General features: G+C 57.0%; 17 protein-coding genes. 8 read left to right on the top strand and 9 right to left on the bottom strand.

Annotated features, from left to right (window positions below; all coding sequences use genetic code 11):
- Window positions 1-69 precede the first annotated feature (69 nt).
- The 5 genes from oppA to oppF all read left to right on the top strand — a co-directional run bounded on the left by oppA (window position 70) and on the right by oppF (window position 5704).
- Window positions 70-1707, top strand: coding sequence for an oligopeptide ABC transporter substrate-binding protein OppA (gene oppA, locus ABUK12_RS05005; RefSeq protein WP_410015247.1), 1638 nt, complete (start codon window positions 70-72; stop codon window positions 1705-1707).
- A gap of 103 nt (window positions 1708-1810) precedes the next feature.
- Complete coding sequence (gene oppB / locus ABUK12_RS05000; RefSeq protein ID WP_410015246.1) at window positions 1811-2731, top strand: oligopeptide ABC transporter permease OppB; 921 nt, start codon at window positions 1811-1813, stop codon at window positions 2729-2731.
- A 14-nt stretch (window positions 2732-2745) separates the two neighbouring features.
- Window positions 2746-3654 carry an oligopeptide ABC transporter permease OppC gene (gene oppC / locus ABUK12_RS04995; protein WP_410015245.1) on the top strand — a complete coding sequence of 303 codons (909 nt, stop codon included), beginning with the start codon at window positions 2746-2748 and terminating at the stop codon, window positions 3652-3654.
- Window positions 3655-3665: 11 nt separating this feature from the next.
- Window positions 3666-4691 carry an ABC transporter ATP-binding protein gene (locus ABUK12_RS04990; RefSeq protein WP_410015244.1) on the top strand — a complete coding sequence of 342 codons (1026 nt, stop codon included), beginning with the start codon at window positions 3666-3668 and terminating at the stop codon, window positions 4689-4691.
- Window positions 4688-5704 (top strand): murein tripeptide/oligopeptide ABC transporter ATP binding protein OppF, encoded by a 1017-nt coding sequence (gene oppF / locus ABUK12_RS04985; protein ID WP_410015243.1) that lies wholly within the window; start codon window positions 4688-4690, stop codon window positions 5702-5704. Before ABUK12_RS04990 ends, oppF begins: the two co-directional genes overlap by 4 nt.
- A 1534-nt stretch (window positions 5705-7238) precedes the next feature.
- On the opposite strand, the gene ABUK12_RS04980 is transcribed toward oppF, so the two are convergent.
- Together ABUK12_RS04980 and cls are read right to left on the bottom strand one after the other, a co-directional pair.
- A complete protein-coding gene (locus ABUK12_RS04980; protein WP_410015242.1) occupies window positions 7239-7562 on the bottom strand; it encodes an HI1450 family dsDNA-mimic protein in 324 nt (107 codons plus the stop codon).
- 77 nt (window positions 7563-7639) lie between these two features.
- Window positions 7640-9100 carry a cardiolipin synthase gene (cls, locus tag ABUK12_RS04975; RefSeq protein WP_410015241.1) on the bottom strand — a complete coding sequence of 487 codons (1461 nt, stop codon included), beginning with the start codon at window positions 9098-9100 and terminating at the stop codon, window positions 7640-7642.
- Between the two features lie 184 nt (window positions 9101-9284).
- Here cls and ABUK12_RS04970 point away from each other — a divergent pair, with 184 nt between their 5' ends.
- Window positions 9285-9464, top strand: coding sequence for a YciY family protein (locus ABUK12_RS04970; protein WP_410015240.1), 180 nt, complete (start codon window positions 9285-9287; stop codon window positions 9462-9464).
- A 109-nt stretch (window positions 9465-9573) separates the two neighbouring features.
- Here the strand turns inward: ABUK12_RS04970 and ABUK12_RS04965 are convergent, their stop codons facing one another.
- Both ABUK12_RS04965 and ABUK12_RS04960 read right to left on the bottom strand, forming a co-directional pair.
- Window positions 9574-9795: a hypothetical protein gene (locus ABUK12_RS04965; protein ID WP_410015239.1), complete on the bottom strand. Its 222-nt coding sequence runs from the start codon at window positions 9793-9795 to the stop codon at window positions 9574-9576.
- Window positions 9796-10416: 621 nt separating this feature from the next.
- Window positions 10417-10713 carry a YciI family protein gene (locus ABUK12_RS04960; protein ID WP_410016555.1) on the bottom strand — a complete coding sequence of 99 codons (297 nt, stop codon included), beginning with the start codon at window positions 10711-10713 and terminating at the stop codon, window positions 10417-10419.
- Window positions 10714-10929: 216 nt separating this feature from the next.
- Between ABUK12_RS04960 and ABUK12_RS04955 the strand changes: the two genes are divergently transcribed.
- The gene (locus ABUK12_RS04955; RefSeq protein ID WP_410015238.1) at window positions 10930-11673 is read left to right on the top strand and encodes an energy transducer TonB; all 744 of its coding nucleotides are present in this window, start codon (window positions 10930-10932) and stop codon (window positions 11671-11673) included.
- Window positions 11674-11734: 61 nt separating this feature from the next.
- On the opposite strand, the gene yciA is transcribed toward ABUK12_RS04955, so the two are convergent.
- From yciA to ABUK12_RS04935, 4 genes are read right to left on the bottom strand one after another with little or no spacing between them, the layout of a single operon-like run.
- Window positions 11735-12160, bottom strand: coding sequence for an acyl-CoA thioester hydrolase YciA (gene yciA, locus ABUK12_RS04950; protein WP_410015237.1), 426 nt, complete (start codon window positions 12158-12160; stop codon window positions 11735-11737).
- Window positions 12161-12212: 52 nt separating this feature from the next.
- The gene (locus ABUK12_RS04945; protein WP_410015236.1) at window positions 12213-12758 is read right to left on the bottom strand and encodes a septation protein A; all 546 of its coding nucleotides are present in this window, start codon (window positions 12756-12758) and stop codon (window positions 12213-12215) included.
- Window positions 12759-12797: 39 nt separating this feature from the next.
- Window positions 12798-13553 carry a YciC family protein gene (locus ABUK12_RS04940; protein WP_410015235.1) on the bottom strand — a complete coding sequence of 252 codons (756 nt, stop codon included), beginning with the start codon at window positions 13551-13553 and terminating at the stop codon, window positions 12798-12800.
- 52 nt (window positions 13554-13605) lie between these two features.
- Window positions 13606-14010 carry a YkgJ family cysteine cluster protein gene (locus ABUK12_RS04935; RefSeq protein ID WP_410015234.1) on the bottom strand — a complete coding sequence of 135 codons (405 nt, stop codon included), beginning with the start codon at window positions 14008-14010 and terminating at the stop codon, window positions 13606-13608.
- Window positions 14011-14283: 273 nt separating this feature from the next.
- Between ABUK12_RS04935 and ompW the strand changes: the two genes are divergently transcribed.
- Window positions 14284-14919 carry an outer membrane protein OmpW gene (gene ompW / locus ABUK12_RS04930; RefSeq protein WP_410015233.1) on the top strand — a complete coding sequence of 212 codons (636 nt, stop codon included), beginning with the start codon at window positions 14284-14286 and terminating at the stop codon, window positions 14917-14919.
- Between the two features lie 58 nt (window positions 14920-14977).
- Here ompW and ABUK12_RS04925 read toward each other — a convergent pair whose 3' ends face one another.
- A complete protein-coding gene (locus ABUK12_RS04925) occupies window positions 14978-15292 on the bottom strand; it encodes a BON domain-containing protein (RefSeq protein ID WP_410015232.1) in 315 nt (104 codons plus the stop codon).
- Window positions 15293-15307: the final 15 nt, after the last annotated feature.

Here is a 15307-nt window from a genome sequence, read left to right as displayed (position 1 = left end):
CCGTTTAACGGGAACCTGCGTGCCGCAAAGCCGGGGCCACGCAATAATAAAAACTGGAGTGCACTGATAATGACCAACATCACGAAAAAGACACTGCTGGCGGCGGGCATCATTGCCGCACTGGGCGTCGTGTCGGTAGGATCCTCTTTCGCCGCGGACGTTCCCGCCGGCGTGCAGCTTAGCGACAAACAGGAATTGGTGCGCGGCAACGGCGCCGAAATACAGTCCCTCGATCCCCATAAGATAGAAGGGGTGCCGGAATCCAATATCAACCGCGATGTGCTGGAAGGGCTGACCATTAACGACCTGTACGGCCATACGCAGCCGGGCGCCGCCGAAAGCTGGGAGACCAAGGACTCGAAAGTCTGGATCTTCCATCTGCGCAAAGACGCCAAATGGTCCAACGGCGATCCGGTGACGGCGCAGGATTTTGTCTATAGCTGGCGTCGCCTGGCCGACCCGCAGACCGCGTCGCCGTATGAAAGCTATCCGCAGTACGCCCATATCGTGAATATCGATGAAATCATTGCCGGCAAAATGAAACCCGATACCCTGGGCGTTAAGGCCGTGGACGATAAGACGCTGGAAGTGACCCTGAGCCAGCCGGTGCCTTATTTTCCTAAATTACTGAGCAACCCCGCCATGTCGCCGGTGCCGCAAAAGGTGGTGGAGCAGTTTGGTGAAAAATGGACCCAGCCCGCCAATTGGGTCGGCAACGGCGCGTATAAAGTAAAGGATTGGGTCGTCAACGAGCGTCTGGTGCTGGAGCGTAGCCCGTCCTATTGGAATAATGCCAAGACGGTGATCAACCAGGTGACCTACCTGCCGATTTCCTCGGAAGTAACCGACGTGAACCGCTATCGCGCCGGCGAATCCGATATGACCTATAACAATCTGCCGATCGAATTATTCCAGAAGCTGAAACGCGAAATCCCGAAAGAAGTGCATGTCGATCCGTATCTGTGTACCTATTATTATGAAATCAATAACCAAAAGGCGCCCTTTACCGATGTGCGCGTGCGCACCGCGCTGAAACTGGCGCTGGATCGCGATATTATCGTTAACAAGGTCAAAGCCCAGGGCGACTTGCCCGCCTTTGGTTTTACGCCTCCGTATACCGACGGCGCCAAGCTGACCCCGCCGGAGTGGTTTGGCTGGAGCCAGGACAAACGTAATGCCGAAGCGCGTAAGCTGCTGGAGCAGGCCGGCTACACCAAGGATAAGCCGCTGACCTTCGATTTATTGTACAATACCTCCGATCTGCATAAGAAACTGGCGATTGCCGTTGCGTCGATATGGAAAAAGAACCTGGGCGTGGAAGTCAAGTTGGTAAACCAGGAATGGAAAACCTTCCTCGATACCCGTCACCAGGGGACCTTTGATGTATCCCGCGCCGGCTGGTGTGCCGATTACAACGAACCCACCACCTTCCTGAACATTATGCTGACCAATGGTTCGAGCAATACCGCCCATTACTCCAGCCCGGCCTTTGATAAGCTGATTGCCGACGCCGTCGACGCCAAGAGCGATGATGCGCGCACAACCTTGTATCAGCAGGCTGAACAGCAACTGGATAAGGATTCCGCCATCGTTCCGGTGTATTACTATGTGAACGCCCGGCTGGTGAAACCTTATGTTGGTGGATATACCGGTAAAGATCCGCTGGATAATGTGTATGTAAAAGACCTTTACATCATCAAACATTAACCAGGCGTAATGGATGACAACAGGGCAGGGTCTTCACGGGCCGTGCCCTGTTTTTCCTGTTCAAGTGAACGATTTGAATAAATGCACGTTATAGGTATTGGGCATGTTAAAGTTTATTATCCGCCGGTTGCTTGAAGCGATTCCGACGCTATTCATATTGATCACCATTTCATTTTTCATGATGCGGCTGGCGCCCGGGAGTCCGTTTACCGGCGAGCGCGGCCTGCCGCCGGAAGTGATGGCCAACATCGAAGCCAGGTACCATCTCAACGATCCGATGATAAAGCAGTACGGCGCGTATCTGGTCCAACTGGCGCACGGTGATTTCGGCCCGTCGTTCAAATATAAAGACTATTCGGTTAACGATTTGGTGGCCAATTCTTTTCCCGTCTCGGCCAAGCTAGGCCTGGCGGCGTTTATACTGGCGATGGTGGTGGGGGTATTCGCCGGCGTCATGGCGGCGCTGCGGCAAAATACCAAATGGGATTACCTGGCCATGGGTTTTGCCATGACCGGCGTCGTCATACCCAGCTTTGTGGTGGCGCCGCTGCTGGTGCTTATCTTCGCCATTACGCTTAAATGGCTGCCGGGCGGCGGCTGGAACGGCGGCGCGCCCAGGTTTGTGCTGCTGCCGATGATTGCCCTGTCGCTGGCCTATATCGCCAGCATCGCCCGTATCACCCGTGGCTCGATGATTGAGGTGCTGCACTCCAACTTTATCCGCACCGCCCGGGCCAAGGGACTGCCCATGCGGCGCATTATTTTCAGCCACGCCCTCAAACCCGCGCTGCTGCCGGTCATTTCTTATATGGGACCGGCGTTTGTCGGCATCATTACCGGCTCCATGGTAATAGAAACCATCTTCGGACTGCCGGGGATCGGCCAGCTGTTTGTCAACGGCGCGCTGAACCGTGATTATTCGCTGGTGTTAAGCCTGACCATCCTGGTCGGGGCGCTGACGATTTTATTTAATGCGATTGTCGATGTGCTGTACGCGGTTATCGACCCGAAAATACGTTATTAAGCTGGAGCACGCACATGATGATTGGTAACAAAAATAGCGAGGCTCTGGAGAAACTCAGCGAAACGCTGCAAGTGGAAGGCCGTAGCCTTTGGCAGGACGCCCGCCGGCGTTTTATCCATAACAAGGCCGCGCTAACCAGCCTTATCGTTCTGGCGCTGATCGTGGTGTTTGTCGCCCTGGCGCCTTCCCTGGCGCAATTCAGTTACGACGATACCGACTTTGCCATGATGTCGGCCGCGCCGAGTATGGAATCCGCGCATTATTTCGGCACCGATTCCTCCGGCCGCGATCTGCTGGTGCGCGTGGCCATCGGCGGACGGATTTCCTTGATGGTCGGCGTCGCCGCCGCGCTGGTGGCGGTGATCCTGGGCACGCTTTACGGTGCGCTGTCCGGCTATCTCGGCGGTAAAACCGACTCTGTGATGATGCGCCTGCTGGAAATCCTCAACTCTTTTCCGTTTATGTTTTTCGTTATCCTGCTGGTGACTTTTTTCGGCCGCAATATCTTTTTGATCTTTATCGCCATCGGCATGGTGTCCTGGCTGGATATGGCGCGTATCGTGCGCGGCCAGACCCTGGGGCTGAAACGCAAGGAGTTCATCGAGGCCGCGGTGGTCAGCGGAGTGCGTACCCGCAATATTATCCTGCGCCATATCGTCCCCAACGTGCTGGGCGTGGTGGTGGTTTATGCGTCCCTGCTGGTGCCGAGCATGATCCTGTTCGAGTCGTTCCTCAGTTTCCTGGGGCTGGGCACGCAGGAGCCGCTGAGCAGCTGGGGCGCCTTGTTAAGCGACGGCGCCAATTCCATGGAAGTGTCGCCCTGGCTGCTGATGTTTCCCGCCTTTTTCCTGGTGGTGACGCTGTTTTGTTTTAATTTTATCGGCGATGGCCTGCGTGATGCCCTCGACCCGAAAGATCGTTAAGGAGTGCCGTGATGAGCATAATCGACCCAAAAACGCCGACGCCCTCCCTGGCGTCGGCAGCGTCCGCGCCGGCATTGCTGACCGTTAAGGATTTGCGCGTGACCTTCGCCACCGCCGACGGCGATGTGACCGCGGTTAACGACCTGAACTTTACCCTGCGGGCCGGGGAAACGCTGGGTATTGTCGGCGAGTCCGGCTCGGGTAAGTCTCAGACCGCGTTTGCCCTGATGGGACTGCTGGCCGCCAACGGGCGTATTGAGGGCTCCGCCGCCTTTAATGGCCGTGAAATTCTCAACCTGCCGGAGAAGCAGCTGAACAAACTACGCGCCTCGGAAATCTCGATGATTTTCCAGGATCCGATGACGTCGCTTAATCCTTATATGCGGGTGGGCGAACAGCTGATTGAAGTACTGTTGATGCATAAAAAAATCAGCAAGCATGAGGCGTTTGAAGAGTCGGTGCGTATGCTCGACGCGGTAAAAATGCCCGAGGCGCGCAAGCGGATGCGGATGTATCCCCATGAGTTTTCCGGCGGCATGCGTCAGCGGGTGATGATCGCCATGGCGCTGCTGTGCCGGCCGAAACTGCTGATAGCCGATGAGCCCACCACCGCGCTGGATGTCACCGTCCAGGCGCAGATCATGACCTTGCTAAACGATCTGAAACGCGAGTTTAACACCGCCATCATTATGATTACCCACGATTTGGGTGTGGTGGCCGGCATCTGCGATCGCGTGCTGGTGATGTACGCGGGCCGTACCATGGAATACGGTACGGCGCGCGATATTTTTTACCAGCCCAGCCATCCTTATTCCATCGGCCTGCTGTCGGCGGTGCCACGGCTGGATGCCGACGGTTCCACCATGATGGTGACCATTCCCGGCAATCCGCCCAATCTGCTGCGTTTGCCGGAGGGCTGTCCGTTCCAGCCGCGCTGTCCTTACGCCATGGATATCTGCGTCAACATGCCGCCCCTTGAGCGGTTCGCCACGGAGCGTCTGCGCGCCTGCTATAAGCCCCTGGAGGAATTGGTATGAATGCCATGGACGAACATAAAAAGGTGCTGCTGGATGTCGAAAACCTGAAAGTGTATTTCGAGGTGAAAGGCGATAAACAGTGGTTCTGGCAACCGGCCAAGAGCCTAAAGGCGGTCGACGGCGTGTCCCTGCGGCTGTACGAGGGAGAAACGCTGGGGGTGGTGGGCGAGTCGGGCTGTGGCAAATCGACCTTTGCCCGGGCGCTGATTGGCCTGGTGAAATCCACCAGCGGGCGTATCGCCTGGCTGGGCAAGGAATTGCAGGGGATGAGCAGCGATGAGTGGCGCGAGACGCGTAACGATATCCAGATGATTTTCCAGGACCCGCTGGCCTCGCTTAATCCGCGCATGACCATCGGCGATATCATCGCCGAGCCGTTGCATACCTATCATCCGAAGATGCCGCGCCAGTTGGTGAAAGACAAGGTGCGCAACATGATGCTGAAGGTGGGGCTGTTGCCGAATCTTATCAATCGGTATCCGCATGAGTTTTCCGGCGGGCAGTGTCAGCGTATCGGCATCGCCCGCGCGCTGATACTTGAACCCAAGCTGGTGATTTGCGACGAGCCGGTGTCGGCGCTGGACGTGTCGATCCAGGCGCAGGTGGTGAATTTATTGCAGCAGCTGCAGCGTGAGATGGGGCTGTCGCTGATCTTTATCGCCCACGATCTGGCGGTGGTGAAGCATATTTCCGATCGGGTGCTGGTGATGTACCTGGGCCACGCGGTGGAGTTGGGTACGTATGATCAGGTGTATCATAATCCTCAGCATCCCTACACCAAGGCGTTGATGTCGGCGGTGCCGATACCGGATCCGGATAAGGAACGTAATAAGGCCATTCAACTGCTGGAAGGGGATTTGCCGTCGCCGATCAATCCGCCGTCGGGGTGTGTGTTCCGTACCCGGTGCCCGATTGCCGGCGAGGCGTGCGCGGTGACGCGGCCGATACTGCAGGGCAGTTTTCGGCATGCGTGCTCCTGCATTAAGGTGGATGTGAGCCAACTGGCGCAATAATCGGGAATAAAACCCACTTTTCGCCAGCAGGGTGCCAGCGGGCGTACCAATGATATGGTCTGGTGATTTTGGAGCGCCGGATGGATGTCGCCACGTTTATGTCGCCGCGGAGAGGATTTCGCCGGCGGTTTGCGTCGCCTTGGCGGAGGTTTTGCTGGCGTTTGTGGGAGAGACTTATGCCGCTGCGGCGAGGGTTTCGCTGGTGGTTGGGGGGAGACTTATGCCGCTGCGGCGAGGGTTTCGCTGGTGGTTGGGGGAGACTTATGCCGCTGCGGCGAGGGTTTCGCTGGTGGTTGGGGGAGACTTATGCCGCTGCGGCGAGGGTTTCGCTGGTGGTTGGGGGAGACTTATACCGCTGCGGCGAGGGTTTCGCTTGCCGTGCGTTAGGTTGTTTTATGTCTTGCCCGGTGCCGGCAAGCGACAAGAAGGGTGGTTCGCGCCACCCTTCTTGACTTCCGCGCGTCCGGCAGACCGTGCGCCGCTGCGCGGTTCCCGGCATCACCCATCCCGTCTTTTGGACCGCACGGGACGCGCTCCCGGCGCGCCCTTTGCTTTCGCCGCTCCCGGCGGCTCATCCAGCCGCGATGCGCGCCGCCGGCGCACTCTATGCCGGCACCACGTCAACACCATCGTCTGTGAGTAAATTAATGTTTTAGGGTTCTCAGCGGTATGCGTTTACCGGGAAAAATATCAGCATCCAATTTGGGCTAAAGTCTACAATCTAATGGCTAATGGCTAATGGCTAATGGCTAATGGCTAATGGCTAATGGCTAATGGCTTATGCTTACTATTAAAACTTAAAACTGAATGATGAATGCCTTACTGCCTTATTACATGACGGCTCTCACGCCTTACTGCATGACTCCATGTCTGTATGACCTGCTTTTCGCTGTGCCAGCTGCTTTTTTCCATACGCGTTGCATCCCATAACCGTCAATCCTATCCCGACGCCAAACTCTATCCAAGCAAAAGCGCCGCTATCGCTTCAGAAAATACATTGCCAACAGCGACATATGTCCCGGCATAAAGCGCGCTGACGGCGCCAGTGCCCCCGGCATGAGCCGCCGGGAGCGGCGAAAGGCCCGGTGGCGCCGGGAGCGCTAACCGGGCCGGTGCATCACGGGGGCATGGGCGGCGGAAGGCATCGCGCAGCGACGCGCGACCTGCCGGGCGCGCGGAGGTCAAGGAGGCCGTCGCGGTACGGCCTCTTTGTCGCTTGCCGGCACCCGGCACTGCATATAACCACCGAACGCACGGCAAGCGAAACCTCCGCCACGGCAACATAAACCTTATCGCAGCGGCATAACCTCCGCCACGGCAACATAAACCCTATCGCAGCGGCATAACCTCCGCCACGGCAACATAAACCCTATCGCAGCGGCATAACCTCCGCCACGGCAACATAAACCCTATCGCGGCGGCATAACCTCCGCCACGGCAACATAAACCCTATCGCAGCGGCATAACCCCCGCCACGGCAACAGAAATCCCCCAGCCTAGAACGGACCTGGCATGTCATGCGGCACTTGTGAAGTTATTCTTTCCAGAGGATATGGCAGATTTTTTCCGCTTTATCGCGGCAGATCAGCATGCGCGCAAAAACGTCGTTGACCTCCTGTCCGTCTTCATCCGCCAGGCCGATAACCACTTCAGCGAAAAAATCCGGATTGAGGTCAAAATCCACCTGCTCGTGCCATTCTTCCGACGGGTCAAACAGCTCAGCCGCGCCGCGTTGTTCAAACTGCAGATTAAAAAGAATCAGATCGGCCTGATCAAGGTTATCCGGCGCCAGTTCAAGAAAAATATCATAAGCCTGCTCCAGCGTTTCATCATCTGTCAGGCGATTGTCCAAATCCATAACCGGGGTCCTGTGTGGGTATCACGGAGGCATCAAGGGCGTTGCATGGCGCTATTACATCATGGCCTTCGCTAAATTTACAGCAATGGACTGAAAAAGTAGAACAGGCGCTCGACAATGCGTTGCCAGTAGGGGCGTTTGGCCCAGACCTGCGGGTCGATAAGCCGGGAGCGGGCGATATAATCCTCCTGGACCCGCGCCAGGTCGCTGCCGAAGTCATCATCGTCAATCACCAGGGTAATTTCAAAATTGAGCCACAGGCTGCGCATGTCGAGATTGACGGTGCCGACCAGGCTGAGCTGGCCGTCCACCAGTACGCTTTTGGTATGCAGCAGGCCACCCTCGAACTGATGGATATTGACGCCCGCTTCCAGCAGTTCGGCGAAAAAGGCCCGGCTGGCCCAGCCGACCAGCAGGGAGTCGTTATCGCGCGGCACCACGATATGCACGTCCACGCCGCGCTGGGCCGCGGTGCAAATGGCGTGCAGCAGATCGTCGCTCGGCACCAGATAGGGCGTGGTCATGATTAACTGCTGCCGCGAGGAATAAATTGAGGTCAGCAGGGCCTGGTGGATCATGCCTTCCGGGAAACCGGGGCCGGAGGCAATGACCTGGATAGTATGTCCCGTCGCCTGTTCAAACGGCATGATATTGACATCGGGCGGCGGTGGGAGCACCCGCTCACCGGTCTCGATTTCCCAGTCGCAGGAATAGATAATGCCCATGGCGGTCGTCACCGGGCCTTCCATCCTGGCCATCAGGTCGATCCATTGCCCGACGCCGGCATCCTGCTTGAAATAGCGCGGATCGACCATGTTCATGCTGCCGGTGTACGAAATATAATTATCAATCAGCACCATCTTGCGGTGCTGACGCAAATCCATGCGCCGCAGAAAGACACGCAGCAGGCTGACGTGCAGCGTTTCCACCACCTCGACGCCGGCGTTACGCATCATGGCCGGGTAGGGGGTGCGGAAAAACGCGACGCTGCCGGCGGAATCGAGCATCACACGGCAGCGCACGCCGCGCCTGGCGGCCGCCATCAGCGCCTCCGCCACCTGGTCCACCTGGCCGCCGGCCTGCCAGATATAAAACACCATCTCGATATTAGTCTGCGCCAGTCCGATATCCCTGATCAAGGCTTTAAGGGTGGCGTCGGTACCGGTAAGCAGCTGCAGCTGGTTGCCTTTCAGTCCGCCCATACCCTGGCGTAACTCGCACAGCTTGAACAGGGAGCGGGCGACTTCGCTGTTTTCGGTGGCGAAAATCCGCGTGCACTGCTTGAGGTCATGCATCCACTTGGCCGTGGACGGCCACATGGCCTTGGCCCGTTCCGCGCGGCGCTTGCCCAGGTTGAGTTCACCGAACAGCAGGTAGGTGATGATGCCCACCAGGGGAAGGATATAGATAACCAATAACCAGGCCATTGCGGAGGGGACCGCGCGCCGCTTCATTAACACCCGCAGGGTGACACCTGCGATCAGCAACCAATAGCCGAATACTATTAGCCAGTTGATTACAGTATAAAAAGTTGTCATAGAGGCGAAAAATCCTGTTCGCAAGGCGTTAAGCATGAGTGTACGCATACGGGGCGAAAAGAGGAAATTTTTTCGCCCCGCGCGCGCCCTTTACCAGTCCGCCGCGCCGGCGTTACAGCCTTGGCAGTCCGGGAAAATGGTTTATAATGGCGCCCTTATTATCCGGTAAGAGTCCGTTCGTGCCATGAAAAGAAGCAGAAATGAAGTCAGCCGCTGGCGCATGTTAAGGCAGGCGCAGCGCCGGCGTAGCCAGTGGGTGGAAGCACAGTCCCGCACCTATCGGCATCTGACGCGTTTGCGGCATCTTCAGTTGAAACAGCAGCGCCGTTCGTTGCTCTTTTCCGTAACGTCTTATGGTCTGTGATCCGCGCTAAATAACAGCGATAAAAAAACCGGCTTTTGGCCGGTTTACCGTATTTGAGTTCCTTATTACGGTTTTAATCAGGATTATCCCTTTCCTTATGATGTCTCTGTCACTGTGTGGCGGTGGTCGTTGATGTCGACGTCGACGTAGACGTCCCAGTGCCTTCCGGGTCGCTGGCGGATGCCATGGCGGCCACCGAGCCGGAAACCAATCCCGGATCGGTGACCGTCGCGGCACCGGAAGCGCTTTGCGTAGCCGCTTCCGTGGTTCCCGCGGCGCCGGCTGCAAAAGCAGTACCGGTGCCGGCGGCGGACATAACAAGTAGTGCCATAAAGATTTTCTTCAACATACTTACCTCCGGTTGTTAACTTCTTAACGGGGAGTACAGCAATTCCAAAGTATTAGAAATTGCCGGCGCCTACAAACCGGATATTGGCGCCCTGGCGCGTATTAACTGAATATTTATGCTGTCTTGGCCGGTAAGAGTCTGATTAAATGTTGGTTATTTTTTATACTAAGATAATTCCTAAATGATAATGATATGCCGGGACGATCACGGTAATTTCTATCAATTTTAAGGGGTTAATAGCCGTTACGTTGATTAATTGCCGTTAAGTATTAGTCGGCGTTAAGTAACAAGCAAAATAATAATGAGGCGACCAAAATAGGCGGCAGAAAAAAAATAGCATTAAGGGAAAAGCAAATTCACCGAAGGCAGGGGTTGGCACGCATTATATATAGCCCCGGCGATATCCAGGTCTGGCCAACAAAGAAAATAATGGCGTTGTTTGCCGGTAAATCCGTTGGCGCAGCCTCCTTAATAGAGAGGATAAATGATAAGCTTAGATAATGATTGATGGGTTTTACCGGCGGGTACATTAACCTAGCGGGCAATCAGCCGTTATTTCACGCCCGGGCCGCGTGGCGGCGCCGGGATGCAATAGGGTAATAATCAGAAGGTTTTACGGTAGGGTTTAACCTGCACCTGCTTATAAACACCCGCGGCGACATACGGGTCGGCATCCGCCCATGCCTGCGCCGCTTCCAGGGAATCAAATTCAGCAATAATGGTGGAGCCACTGAATCCCGCCGCCCCGGGTTCGTTACTGTCTATCGCCGGCAGCGCGCCCGCCGTCAGTAAACGACCCTCATCGCGTAGCAGTTGCAGCCGGGCGACATGAGTGGCGCGTACGGATTGGCGTTTTTCCAGGGATCCGGGCACGTCTTCAGCATAGATAACATAGAGCAAGGGCATTACTCCCAAAGGAATGGATTCATTTCAAGTAATTTACGTTAAGACATTGAACCCCGCGGCGCAATGAAAAAATTTTCCTGGCCGCTGACGGTTGTTCAGACAGGGATAATTGCCGGTTTATCCTGTTAACCTGGCAAGAGTTTGTTTTGAGTTATTGAATATGATTGCTATTTGCATTTAAACTTCACCTTTACTGAAACTTTTGTTGATATGGCGTTGATAATTTTGAAACCGACCCGTCGATTTTCGTGGCCGTTTGTCTTGTCCGCAGGGCTGCATACCTCGCTGGTGGCGGGATTGCTGTATGCGTCGGTAAACCAGATAACCGCGCCGACCGCGGTGGAGCAGCCGATGAGCGTTACGCTGGTGGCGCCGGAGCCTGAGCCGGTGGCCGCGCCGCCGCAGCCGCCGGTGGCACCGCCCGAGGTTGAGCCGACGGCTGCGCCCGAACCCGCCCCGGAGCCTGTGCGCGAACCGGATCCCGTTCCCGCGCCTGAGCCTCCCGCGCCGGTACAGCAGCCGAAACCCCTGCCCAAGCCCAAGCCGGTGCATAAAGAAGCGGCTAAACCCAGGCCCAAGGTGACCGAGCCGCGTGCCGAACCGACACCGCTCGCCGCTCCGCCCCGTGAGGCGCCCGTACGTGCCGCTCCGGCGCCCGCGCCGGCGCCGTCCGCACCGGTGGCCGATACCGGCCCGAAAGCCATCAGCCGCCCGGAACCGGGCTACCCTGAGCGCGCCAGGGCATTGGGCATCGAGGGAACGGTGAAGATCCAGTTTGATGTCGATGATAGCGGCCAGGTGGAAAACCTGCGTATCATTTCCGCCACGCCGCGCAATATGTTCGAGCGCGAAATTCGCCAGGTGGCCCGGCGCTGGCGCTACCAGAGCGGCAAACCGGGCAAAAACCTCACCACGACCATCGAGTTTAAGCTGTCGGGCGTCAGCAGCAGCTAGGCCGGGCCGCGGTGTGCGGCGCAAGGCCCAGCATGGGCCGCCGCCTGGGGAAAACGGGCGGCTAAGCGCCGCCGGGTGCGAAGTGGCGCTTGCCGTCGGGCAGGGGACGCGCCTTGCCCGCGTCGTCCACCGCGACGTAGGTGAAGGCCGCTTCGGTGGCGCGGTAGCGCTGGCCGATGGGGGCGGAAGAGACTTTTTTGATCCAGACTTCCACGTTAATGCTCAGCGAACTGTTGCCCGTGCCGGTACAGCGGGCGTAACAACAGACCACGTCCCCCACCGCCACCGGTTTCAAAAACGTCATGCCGTCGACGCGCACCGTGACCACTCGGCCCTCGGCTATTTCCTTGGCGAGGATAGCGCCGCCCATATCCATTTGCGACATCAGCCAGCCGCCAAAAATATCACCGTTGGCATTGGTGTCGGCGGGCATGGCCAGCGTGCGCAGCACCAGCTCGCCGGAAGGTAAAAAAGGATTGTCGCTCATCAGGAGTTCCGCTTGGTTTGACATCGGTCCGCCCCGCGGCGGACCGGGGGGATCAACGGGAGTTTTTCTGGTCTTCCGTCATATGACGATAGACATACACTCCGCTTAACAGGGTGAATACCAGCGTCAGGCCGGTCAGGCCGAACACCTTGAAATTCACCCAAACGTTTTGCGGCAGCCAGAAGGCGATATAGATATTCGCCGCGCCGCAGCCCAGGAAAAACAGCGCCCAGGCAATATTAAGATTGTTCCAGACGCGCTCGGGCAGGGTCAGTTCCTTGCCAAGCATGCGCTGAATCAGCGGCTTGCCGAGCATAAACTGGCTGACCAGCAGCGCAATGGCGAACAGGCCGTAAATGACCGTGACCTTCCATTTGATGAATTCGGCGTTATGGTAATACATCGTCAGTGAGCCGAAGATGGCAACCATGATAAACGTCAGCAAGGTGACTTTTTCCACTTTCCGGTAGCGGATCCAGGTATAAATCAGCACCAGCGCCGACGCGGCAATCAGCGCGCCGGAGGCAATATAAATGTCGTACAGCTTATAAAAGACAAAGAACACCACTAACGGCAGAAAATCCAGAAACTGCTTCATAAAAAAATCCGTGGTTGGTTAAGTGACGCCGGCTTGGTTTCAGGCCTGGCGCAGCAACATATACAGGCGATACAGGTAAATCAGCAACAGTGCGGAAATAATATTACTTAAGCCGTTAAGCAGCACCGCGGCCACCAGCGACGACACCTGGGTAAACTGTGCCGCCAGCAATAATACCGCCGCCTTGGCCAGCAGCCATACCAGCACCGCCGGGGCAACCAGCCGTACATTGGCGAAAGCCAGTTTACTACTCAGGCGCATCGACTTGAATACGCCCAGATTGTCGCTGGCGGCAATCACCGGCGCCATGCTGAACGCTATGGCAATCAGGATCCCCGGTATCACAATCAATAATAGCCCGAGTTGCACCAGCAGCGTGGTAATAAATACCAATAACAGCAGGCGGGGCAGGATGGGCGCGGACAGCCCTATGGCGCGCAGCACGCTGACCGGCTGCCGGTCGGATACCAGGCGAATCATGGTCAACAGCGCCCCGGCCAGGATGACGTTGCCCACCAGACCGGCGAAAGTGCCCGCCGCAGAGGCTTTCAGCAGCACTTTTTGCTGTTCAGGCGTCATTTGCTGCACCAGTTCCTGCAGGCTGAGGCTGGATGAGTCGGCCATGTCGGGACCGTCGGCGCTCAGGATGACCAGCTGATCGCTACTGGGCGATAAGGCATGGCCGAGCACCACGCTAATCAGCGCCGCCAGCAGGGCCAGCAGGATGATGCTGGTAAACTGGTTACGGGTAAAATTCAACATGTCGCGATACAGGGTACTTGCCATAATTGGCATGTAGAGCTCCTTGGCAGAACGTTCTAAATTATCAGCCCGGTATTCTACCCTGTTAATGCCCCGGAGGGCACCCCGCGACATGATGATGCTGATTTTCCACCCTAATAAGCGTCTGCGCGGGCGCTGCGAGCGGCGGCAGGCCGTAATGCGCCCTGGCGCGATCGCAGGCGTCGTTGGGCCGCCCGCCGTCGCCGGCCATGGCAAACTCCCGGCAGGGCGAGGGACGACCGGCATAAATGGTGCAACGGACCGCTTTACCCACCTCGCCCGCCAGGGCATGGCAACGCGGCGTCCGCTCGTTGGTGCCGCGCATGCAACGTAAGAAAGGGGTAAGGGGTTCAGTTAAGGCATGGGGCACCGGGCCGCCGCCGTCATCGCCCTCGGCCCAATAAAAGGATACGCGGAACCACGCGCAACACGCGCCGCAGCTCATGCAGGGATTACTGTTATCGCTCATCGTGTCACCCGCCGACTCCACGGCGCCGAATCAGATTTGCCTGTCTGTTAACTTACGCCCGGTGCGCGGGAAAGCAACTGCCCGGGCCAAAGTATTTTTTTTGTCCTGTTTCGGTCCTGGTTGATTTGGATCAATCTCAATCAAGTCAATCCCTTGGTATAAAACATGATAAACAAGGTTCAGCTCAAATTTACCCTACGATGTGCCAAAGTAACATTTGTGAACTGAATCAACTTTGCGTGGCAAAGGCATTATCTCAACAAGGAGCGGGACATGAACAAGTGTGTTATGGGCTTGGCGGCGGCGGCCGCGCTGCTGTCGGCAACGGCGCAGGCGCATCAGGCGGGTGATATTATTGTTCGCGCGGGCAGCGCCACGGTACGGCCGAGTGAAAGTTCGGATAACGTGCTGGGGATGGGCGAGTTTAACGTGGATAACAACACCCAGCTCGGCCTGACGTTCAGTTATCTGGTTACCGACAATATCGGCGTGGAACTGCTGGCGGCAACGCCCTTCAAGCACCATGTCGGGCTGAAAAGCACCGGCGACATCGCCTCGGTTAAACAACTGCCGCCAAGCCTGATGGCGCAGTATTATTTTGGCGACGCCCCGGATAAACTGCGGCCATACCTCGGGGTGGGCATCAACTATACCACCTTCTACGACGCGCACTTTAACCAAACCGGGCAGGACGCCGGACTGAGCGATTTAAGCGTCAAGCACTCCTGGGGCATCGCCGGCCAGGCTGGGCTGGATTATAACGTCAATGACAACTGGCTGGTGAATATGTCGGTATGGTATATGGATATCGACACCGACGTGCGTTTCAAGGCCGGCGGCCAGCAGCAATCAGTGCATACGCAAATCGATCCCTGGGTATTTATGTTCGGCGTCGGCTATCGCTTCTAAAACGAGGGTGCGGATCTGAAACCGTGCCGGCGACGCGTGCGCGCCGCCGGCAACGGGATTATTTGATACTGATGTCGTTTTCCACCGAACGCACGCCCTTGACGCCGCGGGTAATGGTCACGGCGCGGTTGGCGTCGGCCATCGAGCTGGCGAAACCGCTTAACTGCACCCGGCCCTTAAAGGTTTCGACGTTGATTTCGGTGCCCTTTAAATGGTCATCGGCAAGCAACTGCGTTTTCACTTTGGTCGTGATCACGGTGTCGTCAATATACCCGCCGGTGCCTTCGGTCTTGGCGGTCGGCGCGCAGCCGGCCAGCACGGCCGCGACGATTGCGGTTGCTGCAAGTGTCGTAAGGGATTTCCAGTTTTTCATTTTTTCTCCTTGGAT

This window comes from Sodalis sp. C49 (genome assembly GCF_046352915.1).
Lineage (GTDB): Bacteria > Pseudomonadota > Gammaproteobacteria > Enterobacterales > Enterobacteriaceae > Acerihabitans.
Note: the sequence above shows the minus strand (reverse complement) of the source record. Positions and strands in the feature narration are given on the sequence as shown.

What these genes read in the sequence shown, in the direction of transcription:
- ABUK12_RS04935 (WP_410015234.1), bottom strand. Translation starts at nt 14,010, where the DNA reads ATGAGCGATAACAGTAATCCCTGCATGAGCTGCGGCGCGTGTTGCGCG.
- oppA (WP_410015247.1), top strand. Translation starts at nt 70, where the DNA reads ATGACCAACATCACGAAAAAGACACTGCTGGCGGCGGGCATCATTGCC.
- oppB (WP_410015246.1), top strand. Translation starts at nt 1,811, where the DNA reads ATGTTAAAGTTTATTATCCGCCGGTTGCTTGAAGCGATTCCGACGCTA.
- ABUK12_RS04945 (WP_410015236.1), bottom strand. Translation starts at nt 12,758, where the DNA reads ATGAAGCAGTTTCTGGATTTTCTGCCGTTAGTGGTGTTCTTTGTCTTT.
- ABUK12_RS04955 (WP_410015238.1), top strand. Translation starts at nt 10,930, where the DNA reads ATGGCGTTGATAATTTTGAAACCGACCCGTCGATTTTCGTGGCCGTTT.
- oppF (WP_410015243.1), top strand. Translation starts at nt 4,688, where the DNA reads ATGAATGCCATGGACGAACATAAAAAGGTGCTGCTGGATGTCGAAAAC.
- ABUK12_RS04940 (WP_410015235.1), bottom strand. Translation starts at nt 13,553, where the DNA reads ATGCCAATTATGGCAAGTACCCTGTATCGCGACATGTTGAATTTTACC.
- ABUK12_RS04965 (WP_410015239.1), bottom strand. Translation starts at nt 9,795, where the DNA reads ATGGCACTACTTGTTATGTCCGCCGCCGGCACCGGTACTGCTTTTGCA.
- yciA (WP_410015237.1), bottom strand. Translation starts at nt 12,160, where the DNA reads ATGAGCGACAATCCTTTTTTACCTTCCGGCGAGCTGGTGCTGCGCACG.
- cls (WP_410015241.1), bottom strand. Translation starts at nt 9,100, where the DNA reads ATGACAACTTTTTATACTGTAATCAACTGGCTAATAGTATTCGGCTAT.
- ABUK12_RS04990 (WP_410015244.1), top strand. Translation starts at nt 3,666, where the DNA reads ATGAGCATAATCGACCCAAAAACGCCGACGCCCTCCCTGGCGTCGGCA.
- ABUK12_RS04980 (WP_410015242.1), bottom strand. Translation starts at nt 7,562, where the DNA reads ATGGATTTGGACAATCGCCTGACAGATGATGAAACGCTGGAGCAGGCT.
- ABUK12_RS04970 (WP_410015240.1), top strand. Translation starts at nt 9,285, where the DNA reads ATGAAAAGAAGCAGAAATGAAGTCAGCCGCTGGCGCATGTTAAGGCAG.
- oppC (WP_410015245.1), top strand. Translation starts at nt 2,746, where the DNA reads ATGATGATTGGTAACAAAAATAGCGAGGCTCTGGAGAAACTCAGCGAA.
- ABUK12_RS04925 (WP_410015232.1), bottom strand. Translation starts at nt 15,292, where the DNA reads ATGAAAAACTGGAAATCCCTTACGACACTTGCAGCAACCGCAATCGTC.
- ompW (WP_410015233.1), top strand. Translation starts at nt 14,284, where the DNA reads ATGAACAAGTGTGTTATGGGCTTGGCGGCGGCGGCCGCGCTGCTGTCG.